The organism is Ureibacillus sp. MALMAid1270 (assembly GCF_049202975.1).
Classification (GTDB): Bacteria; Bacillota; Bacilli; order Bacillales_A; family Planococcaceae; genus Ureibacillus.
In genome coordinates this window covers 1-18,607 of the sequence record NZ_JBMIRP010000082.1, presented here as the reverse complement: position 1 = coordinate 18,607, position 18,607 = coordinate 1, and the positions used below count along the sequence as shown (strand labels likewise).

Annotated in this window: 15 protein-coding genes; 14 read left to right on the top strand and 1 reads right to left on the bottom strand. The window is 34.4% G+C overall.

Annotated features, from left to right (window positions below):
* Positions 1-161: 161 nt before the first annotated feature.
* From dnaE to ACOQFO_RS10790, 7 genes are all read left to right on the top strand, one after another.
* Positions 162-3,251, top strand: coding sequence for a DNA polymerase III subunit alpha (gene dnaE, locus ACOQFO_RS10820; RefSeq protein WP_421689681.1), 3,090 nt, complete (start codon positions 162-164; stop codon positions 3,249-3,251).
* A 255-nt stretch (positions 3,252-3,506) separates the two neighbouring features.
* Complete coding sequence (locus tag ACOQFO_RS10815; protein WP_421689680.1) at positions 3,507-4,142, top strand: FadR/GntR family transcriptional regulator; 636 nt, start codon at positions 3,507-3,509, stop codon at positions 4,140-4,142.
* A gap of 100 nt (positions 4,143-4,242) precedes the next feature.
* Positions 4,243-5,118, top strand: a complete 876-nt coding sequence (gene accD, locus ACOQFO_RS10810; RefSeq protein WP_421689679.1) for an acetyl-CoA carboxylase, carboxyltransferase subunit beta — start codon at positions 4,243-4,245, stop codon at positions 5,116-5,118.
* Positions 5,111-6,067 (top strand): acetyl-CoA carboxylase carboxyltransferase subunit alpha, encoded by a 957-nt coding sequence (locus ACOQFO_RS10805; RefSeq protein WP_421689678.1) that lies wholly within the window; start codon positions 5,111-5,113, stop codon positions 6,065-6,067. The genes accD and ACOQFO_RS10805 overlap by 8 nt, the downstream gene beginning before the upstream one ends.
* Positions 6,068-6,361: 294 nt before the next feature.
* Positions 6,362-7,321, top strand: coding sequence for a 6-phosphofructokinase (gene pfkA, locus ACOQFO_RS10800; protein WP_421689677.1), 960 nt, complete (start codon positions 6,362-6,364; stop codon positions 7,319-7,321).
* A 29-nt stretch (positions 7,322-7,350) separates the two neighbouring features.
* On the top strand, positions 7,351-9,111 hold the full coding sequence (gene pyk, locus ACOQFO_RS10795; RefSeq protein WP_421689676.1) for a pyruvate kinase: 1,761 nt from the start codon (positions 7,351-7,353) through the stop codon (positions 9,109-9,111).
* Positions 9,112-9,271: 160 nt separating this feature from the next.
* Entirely contained in the window at positions 9,272-9,661 is a 390-nt protein-coding gene (locus tag ACOQFO_RS10790) for an FxsA family protein (RefSeq protein WP_421689675.1), read from the top strand.
* Here the strand turns inward: ACOQFO_RS10790 and ACOQFO_RS10785 are convergent.
* On the bottom strand, positions 9,648-10,613 hold the full coding sequence (locus tag ACOQFO_RS10785; protein ID WP_421689682.1) for an AI-2E family transporter: 966 nt from the start codon (positions 10,611-10,613) through the stop codon (positions 9,648-9,650). The two genes, ACOQFO_RS10790 and ACOQFO_RS10785, sit on opposite strands and share 14 nt — an antisense overlap.
* A 255-nt stretch (positions 10,614-10,868) precedes the next feature.
* Here ACOQFO_RS10785 and citZ point away from each other — a divergent pair, with 255 nt between their 5' ends.
* The 7 genes from citZ to hflC all read left to right on the top strand — a co-directional run bounded on the left by citZ (position 10,869) and on the right by hflC (position 18,429).
* Entirely contained in the window at positions 10,869-11,984 is a 1,116-nt protein-coding gene (citZ, locus tag ACOQFO_RS10780; RefSeq protein WP_421689674.1) for a citrate synthase, read from the top strand.
* A gap of 81 nt (positions 11,985-12,065) precedes the next feature.
* Positions 12,066-13,331: an NADP-dependent isocitrate dehydrogenase gene (icd, locus tag ACOQFO_RS10775; protein ID WP_421689673.1), complete on the top strand. Its 1,266-nt coding sequence runs from the start codon at positions 12,066-12,068 to the stop codon at positions 13,329-13,331.
* Positions 13,332-13,481: 150 nt separating this feature from the next.
* The gene (locus ACOQFO_RS10770; RefSeq protein ID WP_421689672.1) at positions 13,482-13,919 is read left to right on the top strand and encodes an enoyl-CoA hydratase; all 438 of its coding nucleotides are present in this window, start codon (positions 13,482-13,484) and stop codon (positions 13,917-13,919) included.
* 71 nt (positions 13,920-13,990) lie between these two features.
* Positions 13,991-14,707: a winged helix-turn-helix domain-containing protein gene (locus tag ACOQFO_RS10765; RefSeq protein ID WP_421689671.1), complete on the top strand. Its 717-nt coding sequence runs from the start codon at positions 13,991-13,993 to the stop codon at positions 14,705-14,707.
* Positions 14,704-16,155, top strand: coding sequence for a two-component system histidine kinase PnpS (gene pnpS / locus ACOQFO_RS10760; RefSeq protein ID WP_421689670.1), 1,452 nt, complete (start codon positions 14,704-14,706; stop codon positions 16,153-16,155). The genes ACOQFO_RS10765 and pnpS overlap by 4 nt, the downstream gene beginning before the upstream one ends.
* A 280-nt stretch (positions 16,156-16,435) precedes the next feature.
* On the top strand, positions 16,436-17,392 hold the full coding sequence (gene hflK / locus ACOQFO_RS10755; protein ID WP_421689669.1) for an FtsH protease activity modulator HflK: 957 nt from the start codon (positions 16,436-16,438) through the stop codon (positions 17,390-17,392).
* Positions 17,392-18,429: a protease modulator HflC gene (hflC, locus tag ACOQFO_RS10750; RefSeq protein WP_421689668.1), complete on the top strand. Its 1,038-nt coding sequence runs from the start codon at positions 17,392-17,394 to the stop codon at positions 18,427-18,429. The genes hflK and hflC overlap by 1 nt, the downstream gene beginning before the upstream one ends.
* The last annotated feature ends 178 nt before the right edge of the window (positions 18,430-18,607 follow it).

Sequence of the window (18,607 nt, the reverse complement as noted above, 5' to 3'; positions counted from 1 at the left end):
GAAAATATTTTGATAATTAATTTCCAGTTTTAAAAAAATGAACATTAAAAAATCCCACCTAAAATAGGAGGGATGAAATAAATTGGTTTGAGGAAAATCCTTGAACCACAAAGCTCGGCGAATGCCGAGAGTCTATATAATGAGAAGGAGGGGAATGAGTTTTGACAAGTTATCCACAAATACGAACAAGTGCAGATTTACTCAAAAGTACCATTCGTATTGATGAGCTCATCCCATTTCTACAAAATCAAAAGGCAAAAGCATGTGCAATGGTAAATACGAAATTGTACGGGCTTTTGCCTTTTTGGCAGGAAGTCAGTAAAGCGGGTATTCACCCCGTAGTAGGCTTAAAAGTCCAATTACAATTTCAAGATAAACAAGTTTTCCCAATAATACTTTATGCTCAAACAACAGATGGTTATAAAAATTTACTTAAGATTACTAGTAGTATCTCGATAAGAGCTGACCAAACACTCCCTTATCGCTGGCTAGTAGGTTACTCCAAAGGTTTAGTCGTAGTATTACCTTTGCTTGAGAACAAAGGAATTTGGTTACAAGATGATTCATTGGAAAATTTAAAGCAAGTAGTAGATTCATTTTATAGCCAATTAGTGTTTGGAATATCTCGCGCGGGTGGAGAGATTTCACCGTTAGAAGAAAAAGCCGTTCAATTAAGCAACTATTTTAAAACGAAAATAATCGCTATTCATGATTGTTTATTTCTTAAAAAAGAAGATTATTTTGCATTTGAAGTAGCGAATGCCATTGAAACTGGTGTGAAGTTAAGTGAACGTACACAAACAAATAACAAAGAAAAACAATACGTACCTACAACCCAGGAATGGAATGAATGGTTTTTTGATCATCCTGAATGGCTTTTAGAAGCGGAACAATTGTTGTTAAGTTGCAGAGTGGATATTGAAAATAAACGTACGTATATGCCTAAATTCCCACTACCTGAAGGAGTATCGTCAGAAGAAGTACTTTATCAGCTAAGCATGGAAGGGTTAAAAAATAGGTTACAAACAGCTACGCCAAGTGAAGTTTACATAGATCGACTTCGTTATGAACTAAGTATTATCAACTCGATGGGCTATGCGGATTATTTTTTAATCGTTTCTGATTTTATGAAATTTGCCCATTCAGCGGGCATCTTAACAGGACCTGGCCGTGGTTCATCCGCCAGTTCTTTAGTTGCCTATGTCCTGCAAATTACGCAAGTCGATCCCATTCATTATGGCTTACTTTTCGAACGATTTTTAAATCCAGAAAGAATTACTTTACCTGATATCGATATCGACTTTGTTGACACACGTAGACAGGAAGTCATTGAGTATGTAGCTAAAAAGTATGGAGAGCAACATGTTGCACAAATTATTACATTCGGAACATTATCTGCTAAAGCTGTAGCTCGTGATGTAGCAAGAATGTTTAATTTTGAAAGCGAAACATTAGAGATGATTTCAAGACTTTTACCTAATAAATTAGGTATTACTCTTTCAGAGGCGTATGCTTCTTCAGAAAAATTACGAGCTTGGATTGAGGGTGAACCAATTCGTAAAAAATGGTTTGAAGTTGCTCTAAAATTAGAAGGGTTGCCAAAAAATGCTTCTACACATGCAGCTGGAGTAATATTAAGTCCAGTACCATTAGTAGAAGTTGCGCCGATAGAAAAAGGTCATGATGATATTTATTTAACCCAATGGCCAATGCAAGAAGTAGAAAAACAAGGACTTTTGAAAATGGATTTTCTTGGTTTGAGGAATTTGACAATTATTGAGCAAATTCGCAAATCAATCCATTATACAAATAAAATAGAAATCGATTTAAACCAAATTCCTTTAAATGATCAGAAAACTTATGAATTATTACAAAGAGGCGATACTGCTGGAATTTTCCAGTTAGAATCTGATGGAATGCAAAATGCATTGCGGGAAATTAAACCTACACAAATTTTAGACATAGTTGCTGTCAATGCTTTATATCGTCCAGGGCCAATGGAGTTTATCCCAACTTACGCACGTAGAAAAGCAAAAAAAGAACCAGTTGTAATGCCCCATCCAATATTGGAACCAATTTTAAAAGAAACTTATGGGATCATTGTTTACCAAGAACAAATTATGCAAATTGCCAATGTATTAGCTGGTTTTACATTTGGGCAAGCTGATTTACTAAGAAGAGCAGTAAGTAAAAAAAATATAGATATATTAAACGAGCAAAAAGCAACTTTTGTTTCTGGTGCTATCCAAAAAGGATTTTCGCAACAAGTTGCAGAAGAGGTTTATGAGTTAATTGTTCGTTTTGCCAATTACGGTTTTGCAAAAAGCCATGCTGTTGCATATAGTTTAATCTCATATCAAATGGCTTTTTTAAAAGCTAATTTTCCAGTACATTTTTATGCTGCGCTAATGACTAATTCCATAGGAAATCCCGATAAGCTTTTCCAATATATTTTAGAAGCAAAAAATAAAGGCATCGTTATCGAACGACCATCTATTCAAAAAAGTTATCGTCATTTTTATGTAGAGCAGGGGAAAATTCGATTCAGTTTATCTGTCATACGTGGAGTGACACAAAATTTCTTAAAAAAGTTAGTTGAGACAAGATCAAATTTAGGTAGACCTTTCGAAGATATTTTTGATATGGCAACAGCATTAAGTGCTGCTACCTTTACTCGAAAAGAATTAGAACCACTAATTAAAGCAGGTGCACTAGATGACTTTGGGAAAGACCGTGCAAGTTTACTTGCAACAATTGATGCAGCGATAAAACATGCAAAAATTGTACGACCAACCGAAGAAGATAATTTGTTCTCATCTAATCCAAATATATTTGGTAGACCGAAGTATATAGAGGTGGATCCGATTCCTCAAAAAATAAAGCTTCAATTTGAAAAAGAAGTGCTTGGCTTTTATTTGTCTGAACATCCTGTAACGTTAGAAAGACGAAATATGAACGACATTCAATTTAATACAAAAACGTTACGTAATTTACGTCCGCATACTTTTGTTAAACTGGTTGGTATGATTGATCATGTGAGACAAATTAGGACGAAAAAAGGAGAGTTAATGGCGTTTGTCCAACTATCCGATGAATTTGGAACAATATCTTTAACACTCTTTCCAAAAGAATATAATGCTGTTGTTGGATGGATTAGAGAAGAAATGATTGTTTATGTAGAAGGGTTTTTAGAATATCGCCAAGAAAAACCTCAAATTGTTGTGAAATTATTAGAAAAAACTTCGAACTAATACGAATTTCATAACTTTTCGAGCATACTATTACATCATTCTAGTTATTGCTCACAATTACACTAAGAACTATTTGTGTTAATTTTTTAGAAAAAACTGTACATTTTGTACAGTTTTTTCTTTACAAATGATTTAACTTTATGTATTCTTATACCAAAAGTGGTCAGACCACTTTTGGTTTTTTCATTACATTTGTAATAAAACTGACGCGTTATACGTATATAAACATGTACTATGGCCTTATGTGAGGTGCGTATGGATACTAAACAGGAAAATAAAAAAGTATTTTTAGAGATTGTTAAACAACTAAAAGAATTAATCGAAACAGAACATATTCGACCTGGTGATAAGTTGCCTTCTGAAAGGGTACTATCAGAACGTTTGAATGTTGGTAGATCATCTGTTAGAGAAGCGTTACGTAGTTTAGAGTTACTCGGACTAATTGAAACGAGGCAAGGCGGGGGAACATTTCTTTCTTCTGGCCAACATATTCAATTAGTAGAGATTCTAGCTTCATTCATATTAAAAGATAGTCGCACTGTTGAAGAAGTTCATGCAACACGTAAAATGCATGAAAAAGAGGCGATTAAGGTCATTTGTTCTGATAAAGATTTAATTTCCTTACCTGTTTGGGAGAGTTTGTTTTATAAGATTGAAATAGAAAGTGAAGTTGTTAGAGACCATATTTTAAGAGAATTAATCATTGCTTCGGGAAATCGTTTATCTTTAAAAATTTGGATGCAACTTGCAGCATATAGTGCAACTCCTTTAAAGAAGATAACGACCTTAGAAGAAAAACCAATTCTTCTTGTGCTCTTAAAATCTATTCAACTAGGGTATCAAAAAGAAGCGATCGAAGCTTATGAACAGTGGATGCAATATATAAAATGAACATCGATCTGTGTGGAAAACCACACGAAAAGGTTAGTTACACCGTGATGAATAATATAACGAATCTTTAAAATTAATATCTACTTTAAGGGGGATTATGATGGCGATAAGAAATTTTATATCGTTAAATCGTAAAAAATCGAAAGGCGGGGTAGTCATCGAACGTAATAAAGAAAATGAATTTCCCGCAGATTTAATGACAAAATGTCCTGAATGTAAAAAAATATATTTAACAAAAGAACTTGAAAATAATTTAAAAGTTTGCCCGAATTGCGATCATCATTATAAGTTGACGGCAAATGAAAGAGTCTCTTACTTCCTAGATGGTGGAATAATCGAATCGTTAGACGATCATCTAAAAACATCGAATCCATTAAATTTCCCTTCATACGTTGAAAAAGTCGAAGTGGATGTTAAGAAGACAGGATTAAATGAAGCAGTCTTAACTGGTATAGGTCATTTAAACGGTGAACAAGTTGTAGTAGCAATTATGGATTCACATTTCCGTATGGGTTCTATGGGGTCTGTTGTTGGTGAAAAAATAACTAGAGCAATTGAAAAGGCGACTGAATTAAAAGCTCCGTTTATCATTTTTACAGCAAGTGGTGGAGCTAGGATGCAAGAAGGTGTTATTTCCCTAATGCAGATGGCCAAAACAAGCGTTGCCTTAAAACGTCATAGCGATGCAGGATTATTATTTATTTCAATTATGACACATCCAACGACTGGCGGAGTTTCAGCAAGTTTTGCTTCTTTAGGAGATATTAATATTGCTGAGCCTAAAGCATTAATTGGTTTTGCTGGACGCCGCGTAATTGAACAAACTGTTCGTGAAAAGCTTCCTGACGACTTCCAAACAGCTGAATTTTTACTTGCTCATGGACAATTAGATGCAATATTCCACCGAAAAGATATGAAAAAGAAAGTGGGAACAATTGTGAAACTTCATCGTAAAGGAGGGGTTTCAAATGTCTAAAAATATGGCTTTTGAAGAACCTGTTATCAAACTACGTGAAAAAATAGATGAGCTAAGAGAGATTGCAAATAAAGCAGATGTAGATATGTCTGATGAAATCCAGACTCTTGAAACAAGACTTAAACAACTAGAAACAAAGATTTATTCGAATATGGAACCTTGGGATCGTGTACAAGTAGCAAGACATCCTGAAAGACCAACAACACTTGACTATATAAATGAAATCTTTACTGACTTTATTGAATTTCATGGAGACCGTTATTTCGGTGACGATGAAGCAATTATTGGTGGGATCGCATTCTTTGAAGATGAACCAATCACAATCATTGGTCATCAAAGAGGAAAAACAACGAAAGAAAACATTCGTAGAAACTTTGGTATGCCTCACCCAGAAGGATACCGAAAAGCTCTTCGTTTAATGAAACAAGCAGAGAAGTTTGGTAGACCAATCCTTTGCTTTATCGATACTAAGGGTGCTTATCCTGGTAAAGCAGCAGAAGAACGTGGTCAAAGTGAAGCCATTGCTAAGAATTTATTTGAAATGGCTGGATTAAAAGTTCCTGTAATTAGCGTGGTAATTGGTGAAGGTGGTAGTGGTGGTGCACTAGCATTGGGTGTAGCAAATCGAATCTTTATGCTAGAAAACTCTACTTACTCAGTTATTTCACCAGAGGGTGCTGCATCGATTTTATGGAAAGATGCTTCATTAGCAAAACAAGCTGCAGAAGCAATGAAAATTACTGCCCAAGATTTAAAAAATATGGGTATTATTGATGGCATAATACCTGAAATTTCAGGTGGGGCACATCGCAATATTTCAACACAAGCTCTTGCTATTAAAGAATGTTTATTAGAAGAACTAAAAAAATTACAGTTGTTATCAGATGTAGAACTGATTGAAGATCGATACAACAAATTTAGAGTTATTGGCGAATTTATAGAAATGTAAAAATGTCACTCTTAAAGGGGTTGTCTTGAAAGTTTACTTTCAAAACAATCTCTTTTTTAGATTTTAGAATCTCATTAACCTTATACTTTAGTTATGATGACAACGAAACATGGGTATAAATTAAGACGTATATTCGACAAAGAAATCGAATAAATAAGGAAATTCATTGTATAATGATGGTTTTTTTATATTTTTTTGTAAAAGTAGTGAATTTACCTATTAGAAATCATTACATTCATTACATTTTATGATAATGTGTTTTATATGAAGGTCTAGGTTAGGAGGTAGGAGCACTTGAAAAAAATTGCAGTCTTAACGAGTGGTGGAGATGCTCCTGGAATGAACGCAGCCATTCGTGCTGTTGTTCGAAAAGCCAATTTTCATGGTGTTGAAGTTATGGGAGTATACCGTGGTTTTGAAGGCTTTGTTGAAGGGAAAATGGAGTTATTAGATCTAGGTTCAGTTGGTGATATTATTCAACGAGGTGGAACAAAATTATTTTCATCTAGATTTCCTGAATTCAAAGAAGAAAAATATCAGCTCTTAGGAATTGAAAAAATGAAACAAGCCGGAGTAGAAGGACTTGTTGTAATTGGTGGAGATGGTTCATACCGTGGAGCAAATGCTTTAACTAAATTAGGCTTTCCAAGTGTAGGAGTTCCAGGGACAATTGATAATGATATCCCAGGAACAGAATATACAATTGGTTTCGATACTGCTTTAAACACGGTTGTTGAATCAATTGATAAAATAAGAGATACGGCAACTTCACATGAAAATTCCTTTATAGTTGAAGTGATGGGAAGAGATGCTGGAGACTTGGCATTATGGGCAGGACTTGCAGCAGGAGCAGAATCGATTCTGATACCAGAGGAACAGTATGATATAGATGACATTATTGATAGGATTAAGCGCGGTGTAGCAAGGGGTAAAAAGCATAGTATAATCATTGTTGCAGAAGGCGTAATGTCAGGTGGAGAACTTGCAAAATTGTTAAAAGAAAAAGCTGGGATTCACACACGTGTATCAGTATTAGGTCATATTCAACGAGGGGGTTCACCAACAGCAAGAGACCGAGTATTAGCAGGTCGATTAGGTGCAAGAGCGGTTGAAATATTATTAGAAGGCGCTAGTGGACGAGCTGTTGGTATAAAAAATCATCAAGTGATTGATTATGATTTAGATGAAGCATTTACATTACAACATAAAGCAGAATTAAGCCTATACACATTATCGAAGGAATTATCTATTTAAATCTTAGAAAAAACGAAAGCGGGTTATTTATGAGAAAAACAAAAATTGTTTGTACGATTGGGCCAGCTAGTGAATCGCCAGAAGTTCTTGAACAGTTAATATTAGCAGGAATGAATGTTGCAAGATTAAACTTTTCCCACGGGAATCATGAGGAACATGCAGTTCGAATTGCAACGATCAGAGATGTTGCTTCAAAACTAAACAAAACTATTGGTATTTTACTTGATACAAAAGGTCCGGAAATTAGAACTCACAATATGAAAAATGGTGAAGTACATCTAGTAGCTGGACAAGTAATCGACATTTCAATGGAAGAAGTTGAAGGCGACGCAAATGTATTCTCTGTGACTTACGATCAATTAATACACGATGTAAATCAAAACGACAAAATCTTACTAGATGATGGATTAATTGAATTACGAGTATTAGCAAAAGATCTAGAAAAAGGGTTAATTCATACGATTGTAGAAAATGCTGGTCTACTAAAAAATAAAAAAGGTGTAAATGTTCCTGGAGTTTCAGTAAACTTACCTGGTATTACTGAAAAAGATGCGCAGGATATTCTATTTGGGATTGAACAAGGTATCGACTTTATCGCAGCATCATTTGTTCGTACTGCAAAAGATGTTCTAGAAATACGTGAATTATTAGAACAAAATGGTGGTAGTCACATCCAAATTATCCCTAAAATTGAAAACCAACAAGGTGTAGACAATATTGATGAAATTATCGAAGTGTCAGACGGATTAATGGTTGCACGTGGAGATTTAGGTGTTGAAATTCCAGCCGAAGAAGTTCCATTAGTTCAAAAAACATTAATTAAAAAATGTAACCTTGTAGGTAAACCAGTTATTACAGCAACACAAATGTTAGATTCAATGCAACGAAACCCTCGCCCTACACGTGCTGAAGCAAGTGACGTTGCTAACGCGATTATTGATGGTACAGATGCTATTATGCTATCTGGTGAAACTGCAGCTGGATTATATCCAGTGGATTCTGTAAGAACTATGAATAAAATTGCTGAGTATACAGAAAACTCATTAGATTATCGTTCAATTGTTTCGACAAGAAGTCGTGAAAAAGGAACAACGATGACAGAAGCTCTTTCACAAGCTGTATCTTATACTTCCATTAATTTAGGTGTAAAAGCCGTATTAGCTCCTACTTCAAGTGGTACTACTGCGAAAATGATTGCGAAATATCGTCCTGGTGTTCCAATTATTGCAATTACGAACGAACCAACAACTGCTCAAAAATTAACACTAGTTTGGGGTGTAACACCAATTGTAACTCCAAAGGTTAATACGACGGATGAAATTTTAGAATTATCCGTTGATGAAGCATTAAAACATGAATATGTGAACCATGGAGATGTAGTGATTATTACAGCGGGTGTACCTGTTGGAGAGGCAGGAACGACTAATCTAATGAAAGTACACGTAATCGGTGATCTACTTGCACGTGGCCAAGGAGTAGGTAAAGCTTCTGTTGTTGCTAAAGCAGCTGTAGTTAAAAATGCTGATGAGGCACTGGCGTATGACACTGAAGGTTGTATTCTAGTTACGATTGGAACGGATCGTGAGATGATGCCTGCTATTGAAAAATGTACTGGTATTATTACTGAGGAAGGTGGCTTAACAAGCCATGCTGCAGTAGTAGGTTTAAGCTTAGGAATTCCTGTTATTGTTGGTGTTAAAGAAGCAACAACTTTAATCCGCCATGGTCAAGAGATAACAATGGATGCGGAAACTGGTGTTATTTATAAAGGACATGCAAGTGTATTATAATCATTCATATTATTGACGAAAAAAGTAGACAAACCGGATAACGAGTTTGTCTACTTTTTTGTTTTAACTTATAATTTTGTAAGTAAGACATGAAACCTTCTATTTTTTTGAACGTAAAAATAATTAACTTGTATTAATAGAATCTGTTGGGGGAATATTATTGAAAAAGTTAAAGATTAGTCTTATAGCAATTGTATTAATCGAAATAGCTTTATTTATATTAATCGGTAATTTGATTGGAGCTTTTAATACACTTTTATTAGTAGTATTAACTTCAATACTTGGTATTACGGTAGCTAAAAAGCAAGGTAAACATTCTGTTCAAAACATTCAAAATAGTCTAAGCCGAGGTGAAGCACCAGGTCCAGCAATGGTCGATACATTCATGATATTTATAGGTGGCGTATTATTGGCATTACCTGGATTTTTAACGGATCTAATCGGTATAACGTTTGTATTTAATCAAACGAGAAAAATATACAAACCATTTATTTATAGTTGGTTACGTAAAAGAATGGAAAATAGAAATGTGATCATCATAAATAGGTAGATTTTTGTTTCATTTTTAGTGCTACTAAAATGATTATAGGGCTTAGTAAAATTCCATATATACCGAATAATAATATGGAAGTCGCGCTGATGAAAAATGTATGGATGGCGCGCAACTGAAAAGTTTTCGCCCACAACATTGACTCTACAATTTGTCTTGTAATCATGATAAATAAAAATAACACAATAATTGCAATACCTAAGTAGCTTTGTCCAAGTACAAAAAAATAAATGGCTACAGGTATTAGGAAAATCCCAATGCCGAAGAATGGTAAGAAATCTGCGATAGCGATTAAAAATGCTTTACTAATGGCTTGTTCAAATTTTAAAAGTGAAAACCCGCAACTTAATAAAATAAAGGTAATCATAAACAATTGGAAACTGACAAATAAAAAATATCCAAATAAATCAATTACCTTTGTAAAATAATGTTTCCACTCGGAACGATAATGTTTCGGAACATATAGAAAGAACCATGTTCTGTCTTTTCTTGATTCGAACAGTGAGAAGAAAAAGGCCACTACGAATAAGAAAAACTCAAGTAAATAATTAAAAACTAATTGAATTGAGTTCAGAATGGTAAGAACTAATGAGTCGATTAATGACATGGATTGCTCATAAATAGTTTCGAATATGATGAAATTGGCAGATTGTTGTATTATAGGAATTTTTCCAATATGCACTTGAATTTCTGGATAAATACTTATCAAACTTTGGATAGTGATATATATTAATGAATAAATTAGCAGGAATATTAATATAGAAACAGTAGTGGCGCTCAATATATAAGGTAGTTTTAATCGCTTATGACAAAATTCAACAAGTGGAAAAAGTAAATAAGCGAAAAAGATAGCAATAGCTATAGGAAAAACAAACCATAAAACCAATAAGTATGCAGCTAGAACAATAAACTTTATTAATTTTTTTGTTGGAAATTCGCTTATTTTATGCATTTTCAATTGACCTCACCTCTAATTTATACTTACAGTTCTCGCTAAATGCGGAAAAATTCTCTTTAAAGCAAGATTCTCATTCTAATTGCATTTTTTTCTTTAATTCTAGTAATTTCATTCACAAAGACGTCAAAATTTATTATAATAACGGTGTAAGCGATTTACTTATAGGTTCATATGAGCAGAACTAAATATTGAGTGGCTTGTCTTAAAAAGAAAGCACTTACAAAATCTTTATACAGGGAGAGATTATTAATGACAGCAACACGCGGTTTAGAAGGTATCGTAGCGGCTGAGTCAAAAATCAGTTCAATCATCGACGACACACTTACATATGTAGGCTACAACATTGATGATTTAGCAGATAATGCTACATTTGAAGAGGTTGTATTTTTACTATGGCATACACGCCTACCGAAAGCAGATGAGCTTGCTGAGTTAAAACAACAATTAGCTGAGAATGCGGACATTCCTCAAGCAATTATTGATCAATTCAAAGCTTATCCATTAAACACTGTACATCCAATGGCTGCATTACGTACTGCAATCTCATTATTAGGTGTATATGACGAAGAAGCAGATGTAATGACTCCAGAAGCGAATTATCGTAAAGCAATTCGCCTTCAAGCGAAAATTTCAACTGTTGTAACTGCGTTTTCACGTATTCGTAAAGGTTTAGAACCAGTAGCACCAAAACCTGAATTAGGTTATGCTGCTAACTTCTTATATATGCTACATGGTAAAGAACCACAACCTATCGAAATTGAAGCATTTGACAAAGCATTAGTATTACATGCTGACCACGAGTTAAATGCATCTACATTCACTGCTCGTGTTTGTGTAGCTACATTATCAGATGTATATTCTGGTATTACTTCTGCAATTGGCGCGTTAAAAGGACCACTTCACGGTGGAGCTAATGAGCAAGTAATGAAAATGTTATCTGAAATTGGTTCAATTGATAATGTTGAAGAATATATCCAAACTAAATTAAACAACAAAGAGAAAATCATGGGCTTCGGTCACCGCGTATACCGCAAAGGTGATCCACGTGCAAAACACTTACGTGTTATGAGCGAAAAGTTAACTAAATTAACTGGTAAACCAGAACTTTACGATATGTCAGTAAAAATTCATGACATGGTTGTAGGTCAAAAGAATCTTCCAGCTAACGTTGACTTCTTCTCAGCTTCTGTATACGATTCACTAGGAATTGAACATGATTTATTTACACCAATCTTTGCTGTATCACGTACATCTGGTTGGTTAGCACATATTCTAGAGCAATATGCAAATAACCGCTTAATCCGTCCACGTGCAGAATACGTTGGACCTGGAATGCAAAAATATGTTCCAGTTGAAGAGCGCTAATTTTTAAAATATGCTAAAATTGTCTAGGACTGTGATGCGAATGCACAGTCCTAGACTTATGATTATAGGGAGGCAACAATAATGACTAACGGTAAAATTGTAGTAGAAAATGGAGTACTAAACGTACCAAACAACCCAGTAATTCCTTTCATCGAAGGTGACGGAATTGGTCCAGATATTTGGGCAGCAGCTTCTAGAGTAATTGATGCTGCAGTTGAAAAAGCATATAACGGTGAAAAGAAAATTGAATGGTTAGAAGTTTTAGCTGGTGAAAAAGCATTCAACCAAACAGGTGAATGGTTACCACAAGAAACTTTAGATAAAATTAACGAATACCTAATTGCAATTAAAGGACCTCTTACAACTCCAATCGGAGGCGGAATTCGTTCTCTAAACGTTGCACTTCGTCAACAATTAGATTTATATGTATGTTTACGTCCTGTACGTCACTTTGACGGTGTACCTTCACCTGTAAAACGTCCAGAAGATGTAGATATGGTAATCTTCCGTGAAAACACAGAAGATATCTATGCTGGTATTGAATACAAAGCTGGATCAGACGAGCAAAAGAAATTATTAAACTTCTTACAAAATGAACTTGGTGTTAATAAAATCCGCTTCCCAGAAACTTCTGGTTTAGGTATTAAACCAGTTTCTCAAGAAGGTACTGAACGTTTAGTTCGTGCAGCAATCGAATACGCAATTAAACATAACAAACCAACTGTTACTTTAGTACACAAAGGTAACATCATGAAGTTCACTGAAGGTGGATTCAAAACTTGGGGTTATGAATTAGCAGAAAAAGAATTTGGTGACAAAGTATTCACTTGGAACCAATACGATGCAATTAAAGCTGAACAAGGTGAAGCTGCAGCTAACGAAGCACAATCAAAAGCTGTTGCTGAAGGCAAAATCATCGTAAAAGATTCAATTGCTGATATCTTCTTACAACAAATTTTAACTCGTCCAACTGAATTTGACGTAGTTGCTACAATGAACTTAAACGGTGACTATATTTCTGACGCATTAGCTGCACAAGTTGGTGGTATTGGTATCGCTCCAGGAGCAAACATTAACTATGTAACTGGACATGCTATCTTCGAAGCTACTCACGGTACAGCTCCAAAATATGCTGGTCAAGATAAAGTAAACCCATCTTCAGTATTACTTTCAGGTGTATTAATGCTTGAACACATTGGTTGGCAAGAAGCTGCAGATTTAATTACAAAATCTGTAGAAAAAACAATTTCTTCAAAAGTAGTAACTTATGACTTCGCTCGTTTAATGGAAGGCGCTACTGAAGTTAAATGTTCTGAATTCGCTAACGAATTAATTAAAAACCTATAATCGGTTATTTTAAATAACACAAAAGGAGGCATATTTAATATGCTTCCTTTTTCTTTTGTATTTAACGAAATGGCATACACCCTTCTATGATTGTTATTTTCTGAAAAAATTGATACTATTGAATAAACTGAGGATAAAGGAGTTGCCTTATTGTTGATAAAAAAAGGTATAAAAATTGGGAAAAAGGTTGATGAACTTTCCGTTGGCGAGAGGTTACATTTAATCGAGAAAATTGAGGATAAGGATTTATTATTGTACTTAGGTTTAACAAATGATAGTAATCCATTATATATTCAACACGATTATGTAACAGACACGCCATATAAAAAACCGATTGTTCCAGTTATTATGCTTAATGGCATTATCACTTCTGCAATATCAAAACATATTCCTGGTCCAGGTTCTAGAATAATTGAACAAAATTTAGTTTATGAGGAACCAGTTTATCATTATGAAACGATTAATATTGTACTTGAAGTACAACAAATAGAAGTTTCGGAAAATTTAGTCGAAATTCATATTCATGCTACAAATGAAAATCATAAATCTGTTATAGAAGGTGTTATGAAAGTTACGCCTCCTTTATAACTAGTACGCATTTGATCTATTAAGCTTAGATTTGAAATGGGGGTTTCAAATCAATTCTTGGAGGATTTGTTATGTCAAAAGTTATTTTAGTTGTTGAGGATGAAATATCGATTGCTACATTATTAAAGTACAACCTTGAAAAAGCAGGATATGAAGTATTGTTAGCACATGATGGAAAAGAAGGATTAGATTTAGCTCTTGAAAAATCTCCAGATTTAATGCTATTAGATTTAATGTTACCAACAATGGATGGCATGGAAATTTGTAAGGAAATAAGAAGTAAGAAGATAAATATTCCAATAATAATGCTAACAGCGAGAGACGATGAGTTCGATAAAGTACTTGGATTAGAACTTGGCGCAGATGACTACATGACGAAACCATTTAGTCCCCGTGAAGTGATAGCACGTGTAAAAGCTGTACTAAGACGTTTTACATCATCCTTCGAGCTTGAACAAGAAGAAGATTTAAAAAATAAAACATTCCAAATTGGAAAATTACTCGTTCATCCTGAAGTTTACGAAGCCTTTTTAGATGAACAACCATTAGAATTTACACCGAAGGAATTTGAATTACTTGTCTATCTAATTGAAAATAAAAATAGAGTACTAACTCGCGATCAATTGCTTAGTGCTGTTTGGCATTATGATTTTGCTGGTGATACACGAATTGTCGATGTACATATTAGCCATCTCCGTGAAAAAATTGAAGAAAATAGTCGTAAACCAAAATATATTAAAACGATTCGTGGGATTGGTTATAAATTTGAGGAGCCAAAAAATGTATGAAATCCTTCAGTAATCAACTCTTTTTATTCTTCATGATTATAACTAGTTCAATTTTTGCTGTCCTTGGAATTATCTTAGGCCAGCTTTTTCCTTTCTTTTTGAAAAATTACTTTGATCGAAATAATATTCCATATGATGACAAGACTTTTCATCATGTGAATTCACAATACTTTTTTGTGCTTACCATCTTAATGATCATCGCATTATTATTAATCAGTCTTGTAGCATATCGATTGGTGCGTAACATGATTGAACCACTAGATAATATTACAAGAACAGCAAAAGAATTATCGAAAGGTAATTATCGTGCAAGAGCATATGCCATGGGTCCATCGATCATCGTTCAATTAAGAAGTTCAATTAATAACTTAGCCCGTACTTTACAAGAGATTGAAAAAACACGTGAGGTAGAAGAAGAACGGTTAAAGACATTAATTGAAAATATGGGTAGCGCACTTATTATGATTGGTAGAGAAGGGAATGTATCCATCGTTAATGGTCGGTTTTTGCAAGGGTTTGAGTTAACTTTAGATGAAGTGCGGGGAAAAAACTTTAATACGCTCGGCTTACCAAAAAATATTGAGAATTTTATTGACCATGTATTTCTGACAGAGCAACCTTATAGAAAGCAAATAGAAGTGGAGCTCCATCACGAAATTCTTTATAAACAAGTATATGGGGCACCAGTTGTAGGGGAACATGGACGTTGGTTAGGTGTTGTCATCGTCATGCATGATATTACTGAACTGATTCGACTTGAACAAATTAGAAAAGACTTCGTAGCAAATGTATCTCATGAACTGAGAACACCGATTACATCTATTAAAGGATTCTCTGAAACATTACTTGATGGTGCCTTTAAAGATGAAAAGATGTTGCTATCCTTCTTAGAAATTATTTATCAAGAAAGTAATCGACTTCAAATGCTCATCAATGATTTACTTGAACTTTCCAAAATTGAACAGCATGGTTATACAGTTAATATTGTTCCTACAAGCTTACAAGATGTATTAATTCGAGCTGTAGATGTGACAAGTCCAAAGTTGGATGAAAAAAATATGCAATTTAGTGTAGATATTGTCCGGGATGTTGTCGTTATGGGAGATTCCAACCGATTAATACAAATCTTTACGAATTTAATTGCGAATGCAATTACGTATTCACCTGAGGACACTACCATTACATTACGCATAAAAGAAAACGAAGAATATGGAATTGTTGAAGTAGAAGATCAAGGAATTGGTATTGATAAAAATGAACTCCCTCGTATATTCGAACGGTTCTATCGAGTAGATAAAGCGAGAAGTCGAAATTCAGGGGGCACAGGGTTAGGACTTGCCATTGTGAAACATTTAGTAGAAGCCCATCATGGTAAGCTAGATGTTGAAAGTGAAGTTGGTAAAGGAACGTGTATTAAAATTATGATTCCATTAAAAAAACGAAATTAACAATTTGTTTACAATAGAGTAACACAATCTTCACAATAGGGCGTTATAGTACTAATTAGAAACCCCCTGTTTCAGATCTAGTAGATAGCTTAAGAATATGCTGTGAGGAAGGTAGTGGACTTTTTTCGTTCACTACTTTTTGGCAGCTATGAACATGAATTCGATCAATTTGGTCGAGTTTTTATTTTTTTATTTTTTTGAAACCTCTAGGCTATTTGATTCGTAAATTAGTTATCTCAATTGATAGGTAAGAATTGATTTATTTAAGGAGGTTATTTGATTGAGCACTAAAAGAGTGTTGACGTTAATTTTTTCAGGAATATTTGCGATATTAATAATCCTTGCCGCACTAACATCTTGGTACATAGTTGATGAATCAGAACAAGCGGTAGTAATTACTTTCGGTCATGCAGATGATACCGTTTCAGAACCAGGTTTACATTTTAAAATGCCATGGCCGATTCAAAAAGTAGAGTTATTATCTAGGGAAACATTTAGTTTAACTTTCGGTTATAAGCTAGATGAAAATGGCGAAATCATTAGTAATGAAAGTGAAACGAAAATGATTACAGGTGATGAAAACATCGTTTTAACAGACTTAGTTGTGCAATGGAAAATTGCAGATCCAGAAAAGTATCTATTTAACTCTGACGATCCTAAAGCAATACTACATAATGTGACATCTGCAGCCATTCGCTCCGTTATCGGTAGTTCAACAATTGATGAGGCTTTAACGGGTGGAAAAGCACAGATAGAAATCGACACAAGAGAGTTAATAACTACGTTAGTTAATAACTATGATATCGGTATTAACATACTAGCAGTTCAGTTACAGGATGTTGAAGTACCAAACGCTGAAGTTCGTGCAGCATTTACTGCTGTTACAGATGCACGTGAGACACAAAATACAAAAGAAAATCAAGCTGAGAAATATAAAAATGAAAAAGAAAGTGAAGCGAAAGGCGAAGTCGCTGCAATTTTATCACAAGCCGAGGGAGAAAAAATTGCGCGTATTCAACAAGCTGAAGGAGACGTAGCAGTATTTAATAGTCTCTATGAACAATACGTTCAAAATAAAGAAATTACTAGATCTCGTTTAATATTGGAAACACTAGAGCAAGTATTACCAAATGCAAAACTTTATATTATGAATGATGATGGTGAGACTTTAAAGTACTTACCACTAGTACCAAACTCTTCTACAAACCCAATTGTGACAGAAGGGAGTAATAACTAATGAGTAATGATAAATTTAATAATGATTTAGATAAATTTGTAAATTCACTTTTTGGGAACAATAATAACAAAAAGAAAAAAGCAGATGAACCAAAAGATTCAGGAGAAGTGAAAGAAGCAAAAGTCGTAGATATAAATAAAAAACCGATTAATGGAAGAAAAATCGGTACAATTATTGGGTCATTAGTTGCTATATTTGCCATTATTGTGATTATTATTTCTAACTTATATGTTGTTAAAGAAAATGAATATAAAGTAATCCGTCAATTTGGTGAAGTAATCGGTTATAAAGAAGAACCTGGATTAAACTTTAAAATACCATTCATCCAATCTGTAACGACATTACCAAAAAATATAATGATTTATGACATGGCAACAGAAGAAGAAATTATGACAGCCGATAAAAAACGAATTATTGTAGATAACTATGCCGTATGGAAAGTAACCGATCCAAAACTTCTAATTTCTAATGCGCGAACGATTGCGAATGCAGAATCTAGAATGGAAGAGTTCATATATTCCACTCTTCGTACAGAACTAGGGAAATTACCCTATGAAGAAATTATTAACGAGGATTTATCATCTCGTGGTGATTTAAATGCAACTGTAACAGATAGGGTAAACACGCTATTATCAAATGATAAATATGGAATTGAAGTTGTAGACGTACGTATTCGTCGTACAGACTTACCAGCTGAAAACGAACAATCTGTATTTACTCGTATGATTTCAGAGCGTGAATCGATGGCTCAGAAATATTTATCTGAAGGGGATGCACAAAAAAGAACTATTGAAGCTAATACAGATAGAACAGTAACTGAAATGATTTCAACTGCTGAAAAAGAAGCAGCATTAATCCGTGCCCAAGGGGAAGCAGAGGCCGCGAGAATTTACAATCAAGCATTCTCAAAAGACCCTGAATTTTACGAGCTTTTCCGTACATTACAAACGTATAAACAAACAATTGGTGAAGATACAATGATTATCATTCCATCTGATTCACCATATGCACGTATCTTATCTGGATATTTAGAATAATGTTTACTGTGCACCTAAAGAAGGCAACTTCTTTAGGTGTTTTTATGTGCGCCCGGCATGGGCTATAACTTGGTGGTGAAAGTCCACTACAGGCTTGGCAGTAGGAACTGTTAGCTAATGGCAAGGGTGTCCATCGTGAGGTGGAATCTGAAGGAAGCCGGAGGCAAAATCCCGAACT